Source organism: Methanosphaerula subterraneus, assembly GCF_052055875.1.
GTDB lineage: Archaea > Halobacteriota > Methanomicrobia > Methanomicrobiales > Methanospirillaceae > Methanosphaerula > Methanosphaerula subterraneus.
Map to the genome: position 1 here is coordinate 1,585,664 of NZ_CP170508.1, position 18,958 is coordinate 1,604,621.

Here is an 18,958-nt window from a genome sequence, read left to right on the forward strand (position 1 = left end):
TATGCCAGTGGTTTCAGTCGTCATCCCCCTCTACAACAAAGGCCCCTACATTGCCCGTGCGCTGAACTCAATCTTCACTCAGACTTTCCAGGACTTTGAAGTGATCGTCGTCGACGACGGCTCCACAGATGACGGAGCGGCGGTCGTCAGGGGATTTGAAGACCCACGGATCAGGCTGATCCAGCAGGAGAACCAGGGGGTCTCGGCGGCAAGGAATCGAGGTATTACCGCATCCAGATATAATTTCATTGCATTATTAGATGCAGATGATGAATGGTCACAAAACCATTTAGAAATTTTAATTGATCTTAGTTTAAAATACCCAACCTGTGCTCTCTTCTCAACAAGTTGCTCCCGTGTCGAAAATTACAAAAAGCAGACATTTGAGATAAAGGGGATTCCCAAACCGCCTTGGGATGGAATAATAATTAATTATTTTACAATAATTGCAAAGAATGGGTCAACTCTCTTAACATCATCATCTGTTGGAATTAAAAAAGATGCAATATTGAGCATTGGAGGATTTCCTCTGGGAATCAAGCAATTTGAAGACGAATGTGTTTGGGGAAAAATTGCATTACGTTACAATATTGCCTTTAGTTGGAACGGGGAAGTAAAATATCATTCGGTAAAAGGAAGCGCCAGTGATCAATTGTTGCCCATAAAAGAGCACCCATTTATCAATTATGCAAAAAATAATTTGAGTACGGAAACATTATCTCCATCAATTGTCAGAGATTTAGAGAGGTATATTATTACATTATATATAGAAGTTGGATGCAGAAACATTCGGTGTAGAAATTATCATTATGCTTTAGTTAATCTTCGATCCTGCGGATGGCATATATTCGAGCCAAGAAATATATATTTAATAATCTGTTCATTGATATTATTAGTAATTAGATAACTTACTTCGGTAGCGGATCGAAAGTGATGTAAAATCCAATGATCCAGTATCCAGCCTCAACAGTTCGTTAATATTTAAGATGCGAATGTCAGGTAATCTATTGTCAGAGTGGGATTGAATTTTCTGTGGAAAGTGCTGTGTTGCATAACTCAATATTGGCTCGAATTGGATTTATTTCACCTAATTATCCCAAGTTTAACTGGCTATTTTCGGTAGTGGCTCTGGATCTGTCTTTCCGCAGTAACAGACACGATGCCGAAGGCCACAAGCATGCAAGATGAAAATTGAATACCCTCCTCAGCATGTTGTAATAATGTGGGTAGGCAAGACTCTACGAATTTTGGGACAGAGATCCCGGCATGAAAACTAGTCAAGCCATTAACTCATCGAAGCATACATGCGTCATGGAACGCGGATATTAAATTACCTTCGAGGAATAATGTCCTACCCACACCATGAGGCATTACGATGCAACCCCACTACAACTGTGTATGCGGTGTAGATGTACAAAAAGCCAACCCTCAAGAGGCTCTTCTTTCTCTTCCGAGCAGTCGAAGTCCTGATATACTCATGGAGGGACGATATCTAGAAAATGATAGTGGCCCTCAATGGCGTCTTGAATGAGATTCTGGGGCTGCTTGGGCCAGAATGTGAAAAACATTATCGGCTGAAAAATTTTTGAGGAATGTCAGCAACACAGCAAGAAACGAGAAAATTTAAAAAAATCTCCCGAATTGGAGTTATTTAGATGATCTTCATATCACTGATACGCAAACACTGAGCCACTATCATAAACTCGATTGAAACCAGCGGCATTTATTAAATCATCCTGGATATAATCTGGTTCATAAGTGTTAGTGAAAAACATTAACGGACCTGTGAGGATTGTATCTCTGATGAGGATCAAATCACCCTTCATTCTCAGAATATTTTGATCTCCAATTTCTTTATCAAACGATTTGATATTATAACCTAAGTAACCTAGATAATATGCGAAAAAACTATCGGATTTAATTATGCCATAATAATGATCTAGGATTGTTCTAGCCTGTAGTTCGGACTCAATGGGTGCTGCTCTCCAGTTTGAATTAGGTGAAAACATTGAATTATCTGTATTCGCTGGTGGACTCATGATCATGAAGAAACTTAAGACGACAACAAATCCAAAGACAAAGCAGTAGAATAAAATAGGTTTTCTTATTTTCAATGTCCCGATGGTGTAAATAGCAACTGCCAGCGGGATGCTCAGGAGAATCTGGGCGTAAAACCACCACCTAGCCTCAATATCAGGGTGCCCAGTGATGAGCGAAAAAAAACCAAATGCAAGGGGGGCCATTCCAACCCAGGCCAGGGCAAATGTCAAGTCGCTCCCTTTCCGGGAGATCATATAAAAGATACCAGTGAACGAAAATATGAAGAACAGGAAAACTCCGAAGTTATTGAACAATTGCTCCCCAAGGGGGGCAGCGACTGCATAATTCTGAAACTGTACAGGGGTACTCGTGAAAATATCTGAGATAAACCCCAACTTAATGAAGTTACCTAATATTACTACACCTTCAGAAGCATATGTCCACCAAGCAAACATCGCCGTAATAAATACGATCGGAACTGATAAAGATATATTATTCTCTACTCTTGAATGATAAACCCACCAATAAATGGCAAGCGCACTCCAGGCGACAAAGAGGATTATAGCCATGCACATAGCTGTAATGGTATGTGTCAGGATGATTGTGGCTAATACCATGATACAGAGTAGCACAGACGGAAAGGGGGAACTACCCCTTAATCTGAAGAAGATCAGGTAGAGAGCAATCGGGATAAATATAGCAGCAAAAGCATTTGGGATGGACCAATAAGACATGAATATGTGATAGTTTGAAATAATTACCAAGAGTGTGGCCAGCAACCCTACCCGATGGTTCTTAAACAAGCGGTTGGCAATAAGGAATACAAATACTACATTGCAAATGACCTGACCTAGGCTCACCGAAACCATTGCTGCAAACTTGTAAGTAAAGCCGGTAACGAGTGAGGTTGTAGCGACTAGGAGATGGAAAAGGGGTAACTTTGAGTATACAAATCCGTCAGGAATGTAGCCTTTATCGAGAATTTCGTTAGTAAAAGCGAAATGATACATGGGATCGACCCCAATCAGACCCGGGAAGATTAGGAGTTGGGACCAAGCGATGCTCACCCCTAAAAGCATAATCTGGATGAGGATGAGACCAGCATGTCGCCTACCCGACATGAAGATCTCACAGGCAATAAAGCCTGCCATGAATACCATCAAAATAAAATAAAGGAGAGGACGCTCATAGAGATTTGGTCGAAAATGTAATGAAAGAACGCTAAGGGTGTAGAGCCCAAAAAAACAGATCTCCCAGAAGGTAGTCATGGCTCTAGACTCAGGAAGATGAAATTCGATGGGGTTGTTTTTCCGGATCAGCAACCACAAGAGGCAGGAGCCAAGGGCCAGAACCCCGGCGAGTTGATAAACCACCCGGCCGATCTCCTGCCCCATATAGATGATCAGTACTAGTGAGAGGATTACCCCTGCAATGGCAAGCGTTTTATCCAGATCACGCAGAAGAAACGAGTCGTTTAATCCCATATTATATCTCTTCAAGCACTTCCTTCCACTGGGCAACCACGCGCTCGAACGTGAAATTTTCCTCCACAAAACGCTTCCCACTATCCGCGATCTGCTCCAGTTCCTGAGAGTTCAAGGCCCGGATCACGTTCATCGCGATGCACTCAGGGGAGTTATTCTCCATAATAAATCCTGTCTTGCCATCTATTATAACATCCGGTATCACCCCGACAGGGGTCGCGAGCACCGGCGTACCGCAGGCCATCGCTTCGAGCATGATGTTCGGGAGCCCCTCGGTGTAGGAGGGGAGGACGAGGAGGCGCAGTTGGTTCAGGTATGGGGGAAGGTCGTCGTGAGAGATCCAGCCAGGGAGGTCGACGCAGGTGGTGATTCCCCCTTCCTGCAGGGAAGCCACGATCGTCTCCTTCAACTGCCCATCTCCACCGATGAGCACACGAAGGCCTCGCTGGCTACTGAAGATAGCAGGGAGAGCTTGAGCAAAGTTCTGGACGCCTTTTTCCTTGCTCAGCCGGCCAATATAGCCGATGAGGGGGGGCCGGTCAGACAGGGGGATAGTGACAGAGAAGACATTGAAATCAAGGAAGTGCTCGTAGGCGATGAGGATTTTTTGGCGATATTTTTCGAGGTTCCACTCCGAGATAAGAGCGGGCGAGTAAAGAATGATTTTAGACGCAAGAAAATAGTTGAATTTGGCAAAAAATACAACAATCGGTGTGAGGAGGGTTTGCTGGTACTTCATCATAGATTCAGTTGATGAAGTTAATGACATAATAACAGGTTTCCGCAGGATCTTTGCAAGAAATACGCACGGCAGCAAAGCTTCTCCACCAATCGGGAATATCCAGATATCAACATTCTTTGACAATTTCATCATGTGGAAGGTTATAGTCACTTGGGTCTTGGCATAGTTGTAGATTCTAGTGATTGCATTCGAGCCAGAAATATGATATATTAACTCAAAGTGAGAGTCTTTTAACATCTGGGCAACGTCTATCCCTGCATTCCCTGTTATAATGTAGACCTGATTTGCAAGGCAATTGACTATAGTTGTTAGGTTGTATAATGGAATTTCGTTTGACTTTCCAATTGGAAAAGTAACTATTCCAATATTGCAGTTACCCATGACTTTTCAACTCCATTTTTTGAGATTGACATTATAATTAGTTGACATTCTACACCAATTTTCTAATTAGGGTCATTCTTAAAACTACAATGAAAATCCTTACTTTTCCATTCCTGTTCATTCTCGGCCTTCTTAATCTCTCCGGGCAAATGAATCCAGAACTGTAGCGCTTTGAATGGAATCGTTTCGCGTACTGGGACTGGCCAGATTTTGAGATTATCATAAGGCAGGTGTTCGGTGTCGTCTATCGCAGGAGTGAACACAACGACCTGATGGCCCAGCTTTGCAAGTTCTTCTGTAAGATGCGCTGCATAGACGCCGGCACCCCCGATGACAAACGGCGGATACTCAAACGTGACAAACGCAACCCGCATACATCCCTCCGACCTGTTTCACAACGCTCTCTTGCAAGGAACTCCTCAACAGATCTCCACCACCCCAACCATTTTCCTGTTTTCGATAAGCGCGTGCTATCTATCATCCTCTGAGGTACACATTGCCTTTCCGAGACTGTAAAAAGAAGATTAAGAGGCATAGCGAGTAAAAACCTCCATGAGTTGTTCACTTGCTTTCTCCCATGAGAAAGCAGAGGATACATTTTTTCGTGCATAAATGCCCATCGACTCTGCAACATCTCCGTTCTGGGAAATATACAGCAGTTTATCCACTATTTCATCCACAGAATCAGGTTTTACCAGAAATCCAGATTTGCTATCAACCACACTCTCCATTGGCCCACCACTCCTTGCTGCAATGACAGGTGTCCATGCAGCCTGGGCCTCAATAGGAACAAGCCCAAATGGTTCATTGATACTGGGGAAAACAACACACTGAGCCCTTGCATAGTATGAGATTAAAAGATCTCTACTTATCTTTCCGGTAAAGGTGACAATATCTGTCAGGCCCAATTCTAGGCTCTGCTCTATGAGTTTTCCTTTCTCCTCACCATCACCAACAATTACTAATTTTTTGTTGATTCCCTTCTGTTTTAAGAGGAATAACGCGTCTAATACCAGATCAATTCGTTTAAAACTCGTTAATTGTGAAACACAGAGGATATATTCCTCTTTTTCTGCAGGATGTACAGGGAACTCCGAAATATCCACCCCTGGATAAATCACTTCGACTTTAGAGATACCATAAACCTCTCTGCACCGCTCCGCAGTGAACCTGCTATTAACCAGGACATAATCAGCTTGAGGGACAAGATAATTATCAATTTTTTTCATCACAGGGTTCGATAATTGGGCAAAAAAACGCATAGGAAATGGTAACCCATCAATCACCCGCTGATCATGGACAAAGGAACTTGGTTCATGACAGAACCATATACACGGGATATCTGGGTTATGTTTCTTGTATAAAAATCCCCAGTAACTTGCCGGGAATACATGGGGAAAGATGATATCTGGATGGATTTCATCGATAATCCTTTCAACTTTTTTGTAGATCCCAAGGCAATTCACCCAGTAAGAGATCGTATTTGGGAGGGAGCCACCGACAAAAACAAAATGAATCCCAGGATATTTCTGTGGTAAATCCGGAAATCCACTCTGAGAAATAATAGAAACCTTTACTCCCCGCGCTACTAATCGTTTTGCGGTCTCAAGAACAACAATCCCTGCTCCACCAGGATAGGTGAAATGTGGATACAAATATACTACATGCATGAAAATCACGAAATATTACTACACATTCCAGCAATATTGCCGGAATATAATGGCTTATCTGTCCGTTTAGAGCGAGTCGCGCAATTTTCAAAAACACCGACAAATTCCTCAGCATAGTGATTGTATGTATGATCCTTAAGGACCCGTTTCAAGGCACACTTCCACATATTTGTGTAATCCTCAATAGATGATAATACCCAATAATAAGTTTCTATTGCCTCGTCCTCGCAGTTTGGAATAACTAATGTTGCTGAAGCACTGATGATCGTGTGCGACTTTAGGGTGATATTTAGGCAAATCATACTCCTGCAGCAGAAATCCTTGACTGCTTCGGATGCGAGATCCATAAGGGCATCAAACGCTTCCCCCGATGCCCATAAAAACATTAAGATTGAATTCCCGGAATGGCCACAATCCAAGATGCTTAAACCCCTGTACATCTTCACCCATCGAAGGAGACGGCCTCTTGGAAAAGGTAACATCGCCGGCAAGGATGTAGAATACCTGTTCGTACGCAACGACGTTCTTTCCCTGAGCCATGTTCCTCTCCTGATTGATCCTTCCATTTGATAAAGTCCAGACTGTTGAAAACTTTCTCTTTCAAATCAGTGACTCTAGCAAAAAATGCACGATAGTCAGGTTGCACGGATAATCAACTCCAACGACTTCTCAAAACAATCAGTGATAGTCTCCCAGTCATTCGGTTCGACGAAGAGACGGGACTGCCTCCCATACCCCTCGCACGTACCATTATTCGCAAGCTCGATAGCCATCGTCACCGCCTCCCCGGGGGAGTCGATGTAGACGACGCCGTTGCCGGCCCCGAACTCCTTCTTCAGACCGGAGAGGCTGGTGGCGATCACCGGCTTGCCGGCTGCCATGTACTCGTACATCTTGATCGGCACGATGTTCTGCATGATCTCGTTCTTCTGCGCAGGGAGGAGACAGATATCGCCGGCCGCGATGAAATCAGGGATCGTCTCGTAGGGCTGCCAGCCGACGGTGATCACCCGCTCGTCCATCCCGTCGATCGCTTTGATCTCCTGGATGTAATCCCAGAGGTCCCCGTTCCCGACAACGAGCAGTTTCAGGTTGGGCAGATCCCGCCGCTTGATCAGCCCGTCGATCACCTCCTTCAACCCGGAGAAGTCGTAGAGCCAGCCCATGAAGAAGAGGACGAGGTCGCCATCGCCGAGGCCGAGTTCCTGTCGTTTCTTCTCCCGGTCGGCAGCACTGAACCACGCGAGGTCGACGCCGGCCCGAATCACCTGGGTCTTCGTGCGGGGGGCCCCCATCCCGATGGTGTAGTCCCGGAGTCCTTCGTTGATGGAGAGGACGAGGTCGGCCGAGGCGTAGTTGCTCCGCTCGACGGCGCATGCAAGCCGCCGGAAGGGCCGCTGCGGCACGAGCCGGTGGAGCTCATCGATACAGTAATAAACGAAAGGGATGCCACGCTGATGGCAGAGGGCGATGGCCATCCGTGCGTTCAGGATCCCGAACCCGAGCACGACGTCAGGCTTGAACTCGTCGAGCTGCCGGATGATCTCCTTCCTGTGGGTGTAGAGCAGGGAGACATATTCCAGAACCGGGGCCTGGATGATCGACGGCCGGATGACCGTGATATCGGCGCCGGGGACCGCCTTGGGTTGGGCAGTCCGGACAGTCCTCGTCAGGATGATCTTCCGCTCCTCTTTCTTCCGCCAGAGGATGTCGAAGTCGATCACCCGTGTCTCGTGCCCCCGCTGAACGAGCCGTTCCAGAAGGTGGTGACTCTGGTGGGGACCGCGGGCGATCCAATTCGACTCCTGGACAACGAAGATCTTCATGCAGCCGGCCTCGAGTGTGGGTGGTACAAAATCTTACTGGGTGGAGGGAGACGAGTCCCCCTCAGGCCCGAAATTTGACACAATCCGGGGTTTTGATGGGAACACCCTGATCCTGCACATCTTTTACATCTCTACGAACCTGGGGGAACTCTGCGTGCGTATCGATCCTCTCCCAGTTCTCGGCAAACCAGTCGTACGTATTCTCCAGACCCTTCGAGAAGGTCGTCTGCGGCTCGTACCCGAGGAGGGTGCGTGATTTGTCGATACAGGAGAGGAGCCGCGTCTTCACGTCCCAGTCCCGGCGCGGGGTGAAGTTGATCCCGGCTTCATTCCCGGTCAGGGCGTTCACCGTGTTCGCCATATCGATCACCCGCTGCTCCTCCCCGTTCCCGAGGTTGAACGCCTCGCCGACGGCCTCGTCCCGGTAGGCCATCAATAACAGACCATTCACGATATCGCCGACATAGGTCCAGTCGCGGGTCTCGGTCCCTTCACCGGTGATCGGCAGGGGCAGCCCCTTCATCGCCCAGTAGAAGAAGTTCGGGATCACGTTCCGGTACCGGCCGGGGACCTCCCCGGGCCCATAGGAGTTGAAGAACCGGGCGTTCACGATCGGGAGGTCGTACATGCTGTGGAAGTAGTTGGTGTACAGTTCTCCGAGCAGTTTGGTGACCTGGTAGGGGGTGTGGAGGTGGATCGAGACGTCGTGCTCTTTAAACGGCATCTTCGACTCGAGGCCGTAGACCCCGCAGCCTGACGAGGAGTAGACGAACCGCTCGACGCCGACCATCTGGGCGTACTGGAGAACCTTCAGGATCCCGATACCGTTGACCATCAGATCGGTCTCGGGGTTGTCGACCGAGTTCTGGTTCGCGAAGTGGGCCGCGAGGTGGTAGACGATGTCAGGCTTCTGCTTGAACGTCCACCGCAGCTTCTCCTCGTCGAGGATATCCCCCTCGATGAACTGGATCCGGTCTCCCGCCGCCATGTTCCATTCATAGGAGGACGAGAGGCTGTCGAGGATCAGGATCTTTTTGGCTCCGAGGTCGTTCAGTCGCCGTACAAGGTTCCCGCCGATCGCGCCGGCCCCCCCAGTGACGAGGATCGTCTTCTCCTGGAAAAAATCATGAAAGTCTGTCATTGTCTACTCCTCGATCCGGTAATAGTTCTTCATCCACTCGACCGTCCTCCGGATCCCCTCTTCCGGTGTCACGGCGGGGTTATGCTTGAGGTCACGGACCGCCTTGGTGAAGTCCATCGTCTTGACCTTCGTCGTGAACGGCTCGGCCTCTTCGTAGGTGACGAGCGAGTCGTCCCTGCCGACGGCTTTGAGAATAATATCTGAGTACTCCTTGATATCCCGTTCCCATTCCTGCCGGCCGCCGACGTTGTAGACCTCTCCGGGAATGAAGTTGTCGACGATGTTGGCCCAGGTCCTGCAGGAGTCCTCGACGAAGTCGATGATCCGCTTGTGCCCTTTGAAGACAGTATAGGGTTTGTTGAAGAGGGCGTGGTAGATGAACTTCGGGATGAAGCCGCGGTAGGGAGTATAGTGCTCATGCGGCCCATAGCAGTTCACCGGCCGGACGCAGACCGTCTCGGTGCCGAACATCGTGGCCGAGTTCATACACATCAGTTCGCCTGCCCACTTGGTGATGGCGTAATCGTTCATCTGGTAGGTATCCCCGATTGGATTGCCCGTCATCACGTCCTCGGACATGATGCCGGTATAATCGCCGTAGACCTCGGCGCTGGAGAAGAAGATCATCCGGAACTTCAGCTTCTCCTGGAGACGGAGCATATGCTTGGTCCCAATCGCGTTGGTCTGCCAGAGGTTCTCATAGTAGTCCTCACCATTCCAGCGGCCGTACTCTGCGGCGAGGTGGTAGACATAATCAAACTCTGAACGATCGAAGACCCGCTCCAGCTGCCGGTAATTCTTCGTATCCGCACGGATGTAGTGCTCCCGATCATTGTTCAGGAGGTCGAGTGCGACGACCTCATGACCCCGACTGCGGAGTTCGTTGACAAGATTGGTGCCGATGAAGCCGGCGCCGCCAGTTACAAGAATGCTGTGTGTTTCCATGTGCATCTCACCGAATTAATGAATAATCGTTGTGCAACGGTAGAGTGGTCCCCACCGTGACAGTGAGTCCGCCCGCCATGCCGTTGCAGAGAGAGATAATGAGTCGACCCGCCATACCGTCCCCATACGGGTTCTTCCAGGTCCTGGGCCGGGAGAGCATCTGCCGAACAGAGGCCAGGACCTCGCCGGCCACGGTACTGGCCAGCAGATTCGACCCCACCTCGATCGTCTCCGGCCGCTCGGTGTTCTCCCGCAGGGTCACGCAGGGGACGCCCAGGATGCAGGTCTCCTCCTGCACGCCGCCGGAGTCGGTCAGGACAAGGCAGGCGCTGGACTCGAGCTGTAAGAAGTCGAGGAACCCGACGGGCTCGATGACGGTGATCCCGTCCAGCGGGATTGCGAACTGCTCGACCGTCTTCCGGGTGCGGGGATGCATCGGGAAGATGATGGGACGCGAGTACTCCCGGTGAATCGCCGCAAGCCCGGTGATGATCGAACGCAGGGTTTCAGGAGAGTCGACGTTCTCCTGCCGGTGGGAGGTGACGAGGAAGTACTCCCCGGGCTTCAACCCGAGGTCTTTGAGGATGGTTGCCTTCTTCTTCGACAACTCCTGGTTCTGGAAGACGGCGTCGACGATGGTGTTGCCGGTCACGCAGATCCTGGTATCCTCAACACCCTCCAGGAGGAGGTTCTGCCGTGCCGTCTCGGTGGGAGCAAAGAGATGATAGGAGAGATGATCGGCGACCACCCGGTTGATCTCCTCGGGCATCGTCCGGTCGAAGGACCGGAGGCCGGCCTCGACATGGCCGACCCTGATCTGGAGCTTCGTGGCGGCCAGCGCCCCGGCGAGAACCGTGTTGGTGTCGCCCTGGACGAGGACGATCTCCGGCTTCTCCTCCATCAGGACCGTCTCGATCCCGGCCATGATCCGACCGGTCTGGTCGGCGTGGGTGCCGGACCCCACATCGAGGTTGTACTTCGGTTCAGGGAGTTCGAGTTCCTCGAAGAAGGCCCGGTCCATCTCGTGCGAGTAATGCTGGCCGGTGTGGAGGATGAAGTAGTCGACCCCCAGCGCCTCGCATGCACGGATGATCGGGGACATCTTGATGATCTCCGGCCTGGTGCCGAGGATGATGGCAATTTTGCAGGCAGGCATCGCAGGAAGGCTCATGGTGGATACCCCCACGTGCTCCGGCGGATAGAGAGGACAGAGTCGCCGGCCATCACCGTGGTCAGCAGCTCCTCGTTGTACGCGGGGACGACGACCCCGATCCGACGGTCACGGTACAAGGGGAGTGATCACCCCGTGCCGGGAGAGAGGGGCGATCGATCGTGATGGAACAGGTATTGTATCAGGGGGCGTCGTCTTTGGGGAAGGGAGCGTGACAGGCATTGAATACCTCGATTGGGCGGATATCGGTGAGAGGGTACGATTCTTGTGGAGATCCAGTGCCGGCCGCAGTGCGACCGGGGAGGCGAACGAAGACTGATCATGGAAGGGATCCCATCCACACCGCAGGGATGGGATCCGGGATCATGAGGAAACTGCCATATAAACAATTTCCACATCGATTATTGCGTCCGATTATCTCCAGCTGGATCATAGGTGATTTTCGATGGGAATTAAGCGTTTCCCTTGCCTGCCCGCCGGCAGGGTGGAGGACGCCCGCGGGCGACCGGATCATCCCTGCCGGCGGCCGGAGATCCTGTGGCCGTTCCCGGATACAGCCCGGGAAGCCGCACCGGTTTGAACCGGGGGCAGAGATGCATTCGTGCTGCACAAAGCAGGGGCGCACGGCCCCCGATCGGCCGGCCCGTCTCAGGGCAGTCTCCGAAGAGACCGAACAGCAGGGCCGCAGGGCCCATCCACCATATTCGGATCAGAGGGCCCATCGCGGAGATCGCGAACCCCCAGGGAGATGATCAGAACCATCACAGTACCCTGTACTGTATCAGAGAAGAGGGGATAAGAAGGTTAGGATAAGGGTGAAATCTGGTCAGGGATGATTCAGACCTCCCCCCGGCTCATCATCGCCGGCCTTTTTTGGTCGCATAGCTATATCAGCGGTGGTGCGGTGAGCCCTGACCCGGTACAGGAACCGTTCGTAGGACTCATACTGATCAGGAGGTCTGACCGCCCGATCGATCTGATGAGGTTTGGCTGCCGGGTCGACGACCCGGGGCGCATCTGCCTTCTGGTCCTCAGGAGTCCCGGAAGGTCCGACGTTTCGACCATCCTCATTGGTCATAGTTCAACAGTAGTAGATCATAATATATAATCAAATCGAGTATTGCCGATAATAAACGATTATTGGTAAACCCCGACAGATCGCCGCCATCCCCCCGGACCCGGCCCTCCGGACAGATGGATCGCCACCGGCACCGGTCGGACCGTTCAAAACGATACAGTCAATACCATCTCGGTCCAATGGAAATTTTACTGTGAACTCCCTCCGCCCACTCCTTGGAATCCTCCTCCTGCTGATCGCGGTCACCTGTGCCGCGGCCCAGACCCCGCTCTGGACCCACCCGTCGACGACGGACCGGGTGGCCGACCTGGCGCTCTCGAAGAACGGGGCCGTAGTCGCCCTCGGCGGCAGTACCTTCACCATCCTGAACAGGACCGGGGTCGAATTCGGCTCGTTCCTGCATGCGAACTCGGTCGGCATGAGTGCCGACGGGACGAAGATCGCCGCCGCGATGGACGACGGCCTCCACCTCTTCTTCCCGAACGGGACCCGGCGCTCGAGTGCCGGCACCGAACCGGTGACCCGCGTGGCCGTCTCAGGTGACGGCGGGACCGTCGTGACCGGGGACAAGCAGGGGACGCTGCAGATCTACAACGGAACCGGCTCGAAGATCGGGTCAACGGCGGTCATCAGGAAGGAGTCGACCGAGGTCCTGCACCTCGCCACCACAAAGAACGGCTCAGTGATCGCGGCCACCGACAGCCACGGCCTGTACCTCTTCACCCGGGCAGGCAAGGCCCGGTGGAAGGCTGAGTTCGAGAACCCCACGGCCCTCGCCCTCGCAGCCAACGGCACACGGGTGATGGTCGGCGGCTCCCATTCGGTCGCGATCTATAATGCCACCAACGCCTCCATCGAGAAGGTCGGGGAGTACAGCACCGGCGGCCGAGTCGGCGGCCTGGCCACCAGCACCGACGGCACCCGCACCGTCGTCGGAACCGAGGACCGGAAGGTCACCCTCCTCGATGAGACCGGCACCGCGATCTGGTCATACCCGACCGGGGACTGGGCCGGCCGGGTGGCCCTCTCTGAAGACGGCTCGGTGATCGCAGCCGGCTCGATGGACAAAAAACTGCAGGTCCTCTTCGCGAACGGGACCCTCACCTGGGAGTACGACCTGCCGGCCTGGCCGACCGCGCTGGCAGTCTCCGGCGACGGCAAGTATATCGGAGTCGGCTGCGAGGACGGGACATCGTTCCTCTTCTCGACGGCAGTCACTCCGAACAAGACCGCCGCGATCAAGAATACCACCCCGGCAAAGAACGGGACACCCACCAACAAAACAGCGGCGGCCAATACCACCCCAAAAAAGAACGGGACAGCGAATACCACCGCTGCAGCCCTGACAGCGGTACCGGTTCCAACGAAGAGTCCGATGCCTGAACTTCCGGCCGTACTGGCAGTCCTCGGGTTCGTCATGCTCGTATCCAGGCGCCGGCTCTGACCGGAAGAACGCCCCTATTTGTACACACCTCGACGAGTACGTCCCTATACGAATCGACAGATTTAGAAGGGAACCGGTTGTATTAGTAATCATATATTTATACCATGTGCGGGCGTCCCAGGGCACAACTCAGAGTGGGACGTTTGTGCGGACGGTGACTCAAATGAACAGTAAAATTTGGTATATGATCGCGGCGCTCGGCCTCGTCTGCATGCTTGCAGGTCCGGCCTCAGCACTCTCGATTACAACGCGCAACGCCTCAGGAATGATTGTTTCTGGGACGACCAACAACACCATTATGAACGGAGAGAATATTTCCATCAATGTCACAGGGATGTCCAACGGCACCTTCTTCCAGTGGAATGTGACCAATCACCAGGACATGTCCTCATTTATCCATGCGTCCGGCAACACCAATACCAGCGCATTCGGCAACTTCAATATCACCATTCCGTTTACGATCAGCAGGGCTGCCTTCAATATGTCGGAGATAAACACCACCGAAAACACGATGATCGTCGGGAACTACGAGAATGATCCTGCAGGGATCACACCGGCAGGCCAGTACCACGAGATGGTCTACAACGGTTCCTCGGTGAACGGTCTCTTCTCACGGACCAACAAGCTCGATATCGTGCAGGGAAACATGAGCACCCGATGGGTAGCGACTCCGATGGCCGGTGCACGGTATGTGACGAACGCCTTTACCATCAACGGAACCAAGGTCGCCGGACCTGAAACCTTTGACATGAACACCTCGATGTACACTGAGAACCCAGCCACCGTCAATGTCGAGATCAGTGCAAACGGCACCCTCGCTTACAATGAGACCTTCTCCATCATTTCGAATGAGACCCTGCAAAACAGCAGCGCTTCAGGATCGGATCCGCTCACCTCGGGAGCGACCGGTGGCCTCTCGTCGACGAAGAACAGCAGCGCCCCGGGATCGGATCCGCTCACAGGGTGGCTGACCTCCTTCTGGCAATGGGTCAGCGGACAGTAAAGACCGGGATAGAAGAGAGGATATCTCTCATCCAGGCATAAATCTCAATTTTTTTTGATCTCTTTTGATGAGCACAGGGCGGGAACGTTCTTTTCAGAAATACGGTGCCATCGAAGTGCGGGGTCATTCCTCGACGATGTCACCGGTCGCTGCAAGGATGGAACATCGTAACTCTCTCAGGCAGCGTCAACCCAGATGGGAACGGTCAGGAATACCACCGCTGCAGCGCAGACGGCGGTTCCGGTTTCGACGAAGAGTCCGATGCCGGCATTCCCGGCAATGCTGGCAGTTCCCGGGTTCGTCGCCCTCGCATCCGGGCGCCGGCTCGGACCGGAAGAACACCCCGGTTTGAGCGCACCTCGACAGTTACGTCCCGGAGCGGATCGGTAGATTTAGATGGGGAACTGATAATATAAACAAACGTATATTTACATCATGTGCGGGCGTCCCGGCTTATGGCCCGGAGTGGGACGTTAATGCGGACGGTGATTCATAAATGAACAGTAAAATTTGGTATATGATCGCGGCGCTCGGCCTCGTCTGCATGCTTGCAGGTCCGGCCTCGGCACTCGTGATCACCTCGGACAAGCACGCCCTCAAGAGCGGCGAGATCGTGACACTCAATGTCACCGGAATGACCAACGGCACATCCTTCACCATGAAGGTGACCAACGACCAGCAGATGAGCACGCTCCCCAGCGCGTTCGGCAACTCGAATCTCACGCTTCCCAATGCGGTCGACTGGAAAAACTTCACGGTATCGATGACGAACACCACCGAAAACTCGGTGATCGTCAACGACTACCACGCCGGAGAGAGCATCTCCCACGAGTTGATCTTCAACGGCACCTCGAAGGACAACCTGTTCTCACGCAACCACACCCTGGATACGTTCGAGGGCGGGGCCGTCTCCGCAAACTGGATCGCGACACCGGTAGCCGGTGCCACGAATGTGACGAGCTCCTTTGAACTCAATGGAACCAAGATCGGCGGGTCCGACACCTTCGAGATAAACACCTCGGGCTACTCGGCGCACCCCGCCACCATCACCGTCGAGATCATCGCGAACGGCACCCTCGCCTACCGGGACACCTTCACCCTCGAGCAGGGAGTCCTGCCGGCCGTCATTCCGACCCTGATCCCGGGCAGCAACAGTGCCTCGGGATCGGATTCGTACACCGGGGCGACCTGGACCGTCAAACCTGCGGTGAACAACACGACTGCTAACCTGACAGCCAACGTGACCGTGACCACCACCCCCTCAACCGTCGGGACGGTTAAGGCTGGAGAGATCCCCGCAGCCGGGCTGAACCTGGCCGGGACAAACGCGAGTGTGAACACGACCGGAAATGCGACAAACACCACCAACACCACCACCACACAACCGTCCGGCGCACCCTTTGCGCTGATCACCCTGATCGGGCTCGGGCTTGCATGCCTCGTGGTCCGCAGCCGGCGATAATCTCCTTTCTTTTTTTTTCAGGCCGATCGGCCAGGACCCGTAAATACTCCAGCACCATTCAATCAGTTTTTATCCAGGATACCCCGCTGAGGTACCTGGACCGGCTGAAGGGCTTCCAAAGACAGCCACTCACCAGGCGGGCCGGCCGATGAAAGGCGACGACCTGGGACCATCTGCGGATTGTTGTCGCAGTCACCCAAAAAGAAGCCCCAGAGCGACCATGCAGAGCCCCACCGGCGCAGGAGTGCCGTGAACAGAAAGAACGGGGTGAATGGAGAGAGGATGATCCGGATCGCCGCCGAAAACGGCATGGACTTCATCCGGTTTTACTTTTTTCCGGCGTCGTTCATCGACAGGCCGCAGGTGCCGGGCTCGGAGACGCCCCCAGTCCTGGAGGAACAGATCTCCCGATGGACGGAACCATCATCGAGTACGAGCAGACAGACCCAAAATGAGAAGAAAACGATAAGAAACGGTGCTTGAGGCCAGGGCCGAGATTTGAACCCGGGTCGGGGGATCCACAGTCCCCTAGGATGACCAACTACCCTACCCTGGCATAATAAGCCTTCATAGTTTACATGCCTGGCTATTTATGTCATTCTATACGTTCCCCCTGATCAGGACGGATCCCGGGACCGGACCCGGGCATCGGGTCGCAGGTGCGGAAGAAACCGCCGCCATCGTGCAGGAATCATTATTAATACACATATACGTTATATCATAACAGGTTTCGCCGCAGATCTGCCAGGGGATTCTGCGGCTCTCTTATGACCCGGGATGGGGTGGAAATGGCAAAGAGTGCAAAGATCGCAAAGATCAGAACGCCCATCGTCTGTGTGCTCGGACATGTGGATCATGGAAAGACATCACTGCTCGACCGGATACGCGGGTCGTCGGTGGTCAGCTCCGAGGCCGGGGCCATCACGCAGCACATAGGGGCGACGCTGGTCCCGATCGAGGCCATCCGGGCGATGTCGACGAGCATGCAGAAGATCCCGGTGACGGTGCCGGGGCTGCTCTTCATCGACACCCCGGGCCACCATGCGTTCACGACGCTCCGAGCCCGCGGGGGAGCGCTGGCTGATATGGCGATCGTGGTCGTGGACATCAACGAGGGGTTCCAGCCGCAGACGATCGAGGCCCTGCAGATCCTGCGGGGGTGCAAGACCCCGTTCGTCGTGGCCCTGACCAAGATCGACCGGCTTCACGGCTGGCGGGTGGTGGAGAACGCACCGTTCCTGACCACCTTCGCCCAGCAGAACGGACGGATCCAGGAGTTCATGGAGACCCGCCACTACGAGATCGTCGGAAAGCTCTCAGACCTCGGGTTCAACTGCGAGCGGTTCGACCGGGTGCAGGACTTCGCACGGAACATCGCGATCGTCCCGATCAGCGCCCACACGGGAGAAGGGATCGCCGACCTGCTGATGGTGATGATCGGCCTGGCCCAGCGGTACATGGAGCAGTCGCTGGCGATGAGCGTCGACGGCCCGGGATGCGGGACCGTCCTCGAGGTGAAGGAGGAGCGGGGGCTCGGGCCGACGCTGGACGTGATCCTGTACGACGGGACCCTCTCGGTCGGGGACGAGATCATGCTCGCCTCCGAGGACGGGGTGATCACGACAAAGGTCAGGTCCCTCTTAAAGCCGCGGCCGATGAAGGAGATCCTGACCGAGGAACGGTTCGAGCGGGTGAAGTCCGTCGTGGCGGCCTCGGGGGTGAAGGTCGCGGCCCCGAACCTGGACCGGGTGATCGCCGGCTCCCCCCTCAGGGGGATCCAGGGCGACCGGGATGCGGTGGCAGCCCAGATCAGGCAGGAGATGGAGGAGATCCATGTCAAACTGGTCGAGGAGGGGCTCGTCATCAAGGCGGACACGATCGGCGCCCTCGAGGCCCTCTGCCAGGAACTGGAGAACAAGGAGATCGGAGTGATGCGTGCGGCCGTCGGCCCGGTCAGCCGGCATGACCTGATCACCGCCGAGACGATCAAGAACCCGCTGTATAAGGTAGTCCTGGCCTTCAATACACCCCTTCTCCCGGACGCGGCCGATATCGTCAAGGAGAGCAAGCAGATGAAGGTCTTCTCCGGGCGGGTGATCTATCAGCTGATCGATGCCTACCTGCTCTGGCGTGACCAGCAGAAGCGGGCCATGGAGCAGCAGAAGTTCGAGAACATCATCATCCCGGCGAAGATCCGGATCATGCCCGACTGCGTCTTCCGCCAGTCCAACCCGGCGGTGGTCGGCGTCCAGGTGGTGGAGGGAAAACTCAGAACCGATGTGAACCTGGTCCACCTGGACGGCAGGAAGGTCGGGCACCTGAAGACGATCGAGCTCTCGCTCGAGAATGTGCACGAGGCCGAGGAGGGGACCGAGGTCGCCATCGCGATCGAGGGGGCCACCATCGGGAGACAGGCCGATGTCGGCGATCTCCTCTTTGTAGACCTGCCCGAGCGGCACGTGAAGGTGCTGGAGAAGGAGATGCTCTCGCACCTGACCGCCAGCACCCAGGCGGTGCTCGAGGAGTTCACCTCGATGAAGCGGAAGACCGAGCCCTTCTGGGGCAAGTAGT

General features: G+C 53.6%; 19 protein-coding genes and 1 tRNA gene. 7 read left to right on the forward strand and 13 right to left on the reverse strand.

What is annotated here, in order from left to right:
• Window position 1: 1 nt before the first annotated feature.
• A complete protein-coding gene (locus ACFKSJ_RS07610) occupies window positions 2-907 on the forward strand; it encodes a glycosyltransferase family 2 protein (protein WP_440949205.1) in 906 nt (301 codons plus the stop codon).
• Between the two features lie 760 nt (window positions 908-1,667).
• Here ACFKSJ_RS07610 and ACFKSJ_RS07615 read toward each other — a convergent pair.
• The 12 genes from ACFKSJ_RS07615 to ACFKSJ_RS07670 form a co-directional block, all read right to left on the reverse strand.
• On the reverse strand, window positions 1,668-3,524 hold the full coding sequence (locus ACFKSJ_RS07615; protein ID WP_440949206.1) for a hypothetical protein: 1,857 nt from the start codon (window positions 3,522-3,524) through the stop codon (window positions 1,668-1,670).
• 1 nt (window position 3,525) lies between these two features.
• On the reverse strand, window positions 3,526-4,647 hold the full coding sequence (locus ACFKSJ_RS07620; RefSeq protein ID WP_440949207.1) for a glycosyltransferase family 4 protein: 1,122 nt from the start codon (window positions 4,645-4,647) through the stop codon (window positions 3,526-3,528).
• Between the two features lie 62 nt (window positions 4,648-4,709).
• Window positions 4,710-5,021, reverse strand: coding sequence for a glycosyltransferase (locus ACFKSJ_RS07625; protein WP_440949208.1), 312 nt, complete (start codon window positions 5,019-5,021; stop codon window positions 4,710-4,712).
• Between the two features lie 150 nt (window positions 5,022-5,171).
• Entirely contained in the window at window positions 5,172-6,317 is a 1,146-nt protein-coding gene (locus ACFKSJ_RS07630) for a glycosyltransferase family 4 protein (protein ID WP_440949209.1), read from the reverse strand.
• A 354-nt stretch (window positions 6,318-6,671) separates the two neighbouring features.
• Entirely contained in the window at window positions 6,672-6,857 is a 186-nt protein-coding gene (locus ACFKSJ_RS07635; protein ID WP_440949210.1) for a hypothetical protein, read from the reverse strand.
• A gap of 95 nt (window positions 6,858-6,952) precedes the next feature.
• Window positions 6,953-8,143: a glycosyltransferase family 4 protein gene (locus tag ACFKSJ_RS07640; RefSeq protein WP_440949211.1), complete on the reverse strand. Its 1,191-nt coding sequence runs from the start codon at window positions 8,141-8,143 to the stop codon at window positions 6,953-6,955.
• 61 nt (window positions 8,144-8,204) lie between these two features.
• Window positions 8,205-9,284: an NAD-dependent epimerase/dehydratase family protein gene (locus ACFKSJ_RS07645; RefSeq protein WP_440949212.1), complete on the reverse strand. Its 1,080-nt coding sequence runs from the start codon at window positions 9,282-9,284 to the stop codon at window positions 8,205-8,207.
• A 3-nt stretch (window positions 9,285-9,287) separates the two neighbouring features.
• A complete protein-coding gene (locus ACFKSJ_RS07650) occupies window positions 9,288-10,229 on the reverse strand; it encodes an NAD-dependent epimerase/dehydratase family protein (RefSeq protein WP_440949213.1) in 942 nt (313 codons plus the stop codon).
• Window positions 10,230-10,236: 7 nt separating this feature from the next.
• Window positions 10,237-11,400, reverse strand: a complete 1,164-nt coding sequence (gene wecB / locus ACFKSJ_RS07655) for a non-hydrolyzing UDP-N-acetylglucosamine 2-epimerase (protein ID WP_440949214.1) — start codon at window positions 11,398-11,400, stop codon at window positions 10,237-10,239.
• Complete coding sequence (locus ACFKSJ_RS07660; RefSeq protein WP_440949215.1) at window positions 11,397-11,519, reverse strand: hypothetical protein; 123 nt, start codon at window positions 11,517-11,519, stop codon at window positions 11,397-11,399. Before ACFKSJ_RS07660 ends, wecB begins: the two co-directional genes overlap by 4 nt.
• A gap of 333 nt (window positions 11,520-11,852) precedes the next feature.
• A complete protein-coding gene (locus tag ACFKSJ_RS07665; protein WP_440949216.1) occupies window positions 11,853-12,122 on the reverse strand; it encodes a hypothetical protein in 270 nt (89 codons plus the stop codon).
• 104 nt (window positions 12,123-12,226) lie between these two features.
• Window positions 12,227-12,478 carry a hypothetical protein gene (locus ACFKSJ_RS07670; protein WP_440949217.1) on the reverse strand — a complete coding sequence of 84 codons (252 nt, stop codon included), beginning with the start codon at window positions 12,476-12,478 and terminating at the stop codon, window positions 12,227-12,229.
• A 193-nt stretch (window positions 12,479-12,671) separates the two neighbouring features.
• Between ACFKSJ_RS07670 and ACFKSJ_RS07675 the strand changes: the two genes are divergently transcribed.
• The 5 genes from ACFKSJ_RS07675 (at window position 12,672) to ACFKSJ_RS07695 (ending at window position 16,870) form a co-directional block, all read left to right on the forward strand.
• Window positions 12,672-13,922, forward strand: a complete 1,251-nt coding sequence (locus tag ACFKSJ_RS07675) for a WD40 repeat domain-containing protein (protein ID WP_440949218.1) — start codon at window positions 12,672-12,674, stop codon at window positions 13,920-13,922.
• A gap of 163 nt (window positions 13,923-14,085) precedes the next feature.
• A complete protein-coding gene (locus ACFKSJ_RS07680) occupies window positions 14,086-14,925 on the forward strand; it encodes a hypothetical protein (protein ID WP_440949219.1) in 840 nt (279 codons plus the stop codon).
• Between the two features lie 195 nt (window positions 14,926-15,120).
• On the forward strand, window positions 15,121-15,315 hold the full coding sequence (locus tag ACFKSJ_RS07685; protein WP_440949220.1) for a hypothetical protein: 195 nt from the start codon (window positions 15,121-15,123) through the stop codon (window positions 15,313-15,315).
• Window positions 15,316-15,421: 106 nt separating this feature from the next.
• Complete coding sequence (locus tag ACFKSJ_RS07690; RefSeq protein WP_440949221.1) at window positions 15,422-16,387, forward strand: hypothetical protein; 966 nt, start codon at window positions 15,422-15,424, stop codon at window positions 16,385-16,387.
• Between the two features lie 249 nt (window positions 16,388-16,636).
• Window positions 16,637-16,870, forward strand: coding sequence for a hypothetical protein (locus ACFKSJ_RS07695; protein ID WP_440949222.1), 234 nt, complete (start codon window positions 16,637-16,639; stop codon window positions 16,868-16,870).
• Here the strand turns inward: ACFKSJ_RS07695 and ACFKSJ_RS07700 are convergent.
• Window positions 16,871-16,943, reverse strand: a tRNA-His gene (locus ACFKSJ_RS07700).
• 232 nt (window positions 16,944-17,175) lie between these two features.
• Between ACFKSJ_RS07700 and infB the strand changes: the two genes are divergently transcribed.
• The gene (gene infB, locus ACFKSJ_RS07705) at window positions 17,176-18,957 is read left to right on the forward strand and encodes a translation initiation factor IF-2 (RefSeq protein ID WP_440949223.1); all 1,782 of its coding nucleotides are present in this window, start codon (window positions 17,176-17,178) and stop codon (window positions 18,955-18,957) included.
• The last annotated feature ends 1 nt before the right edge of the window (window position 18,958 follow it).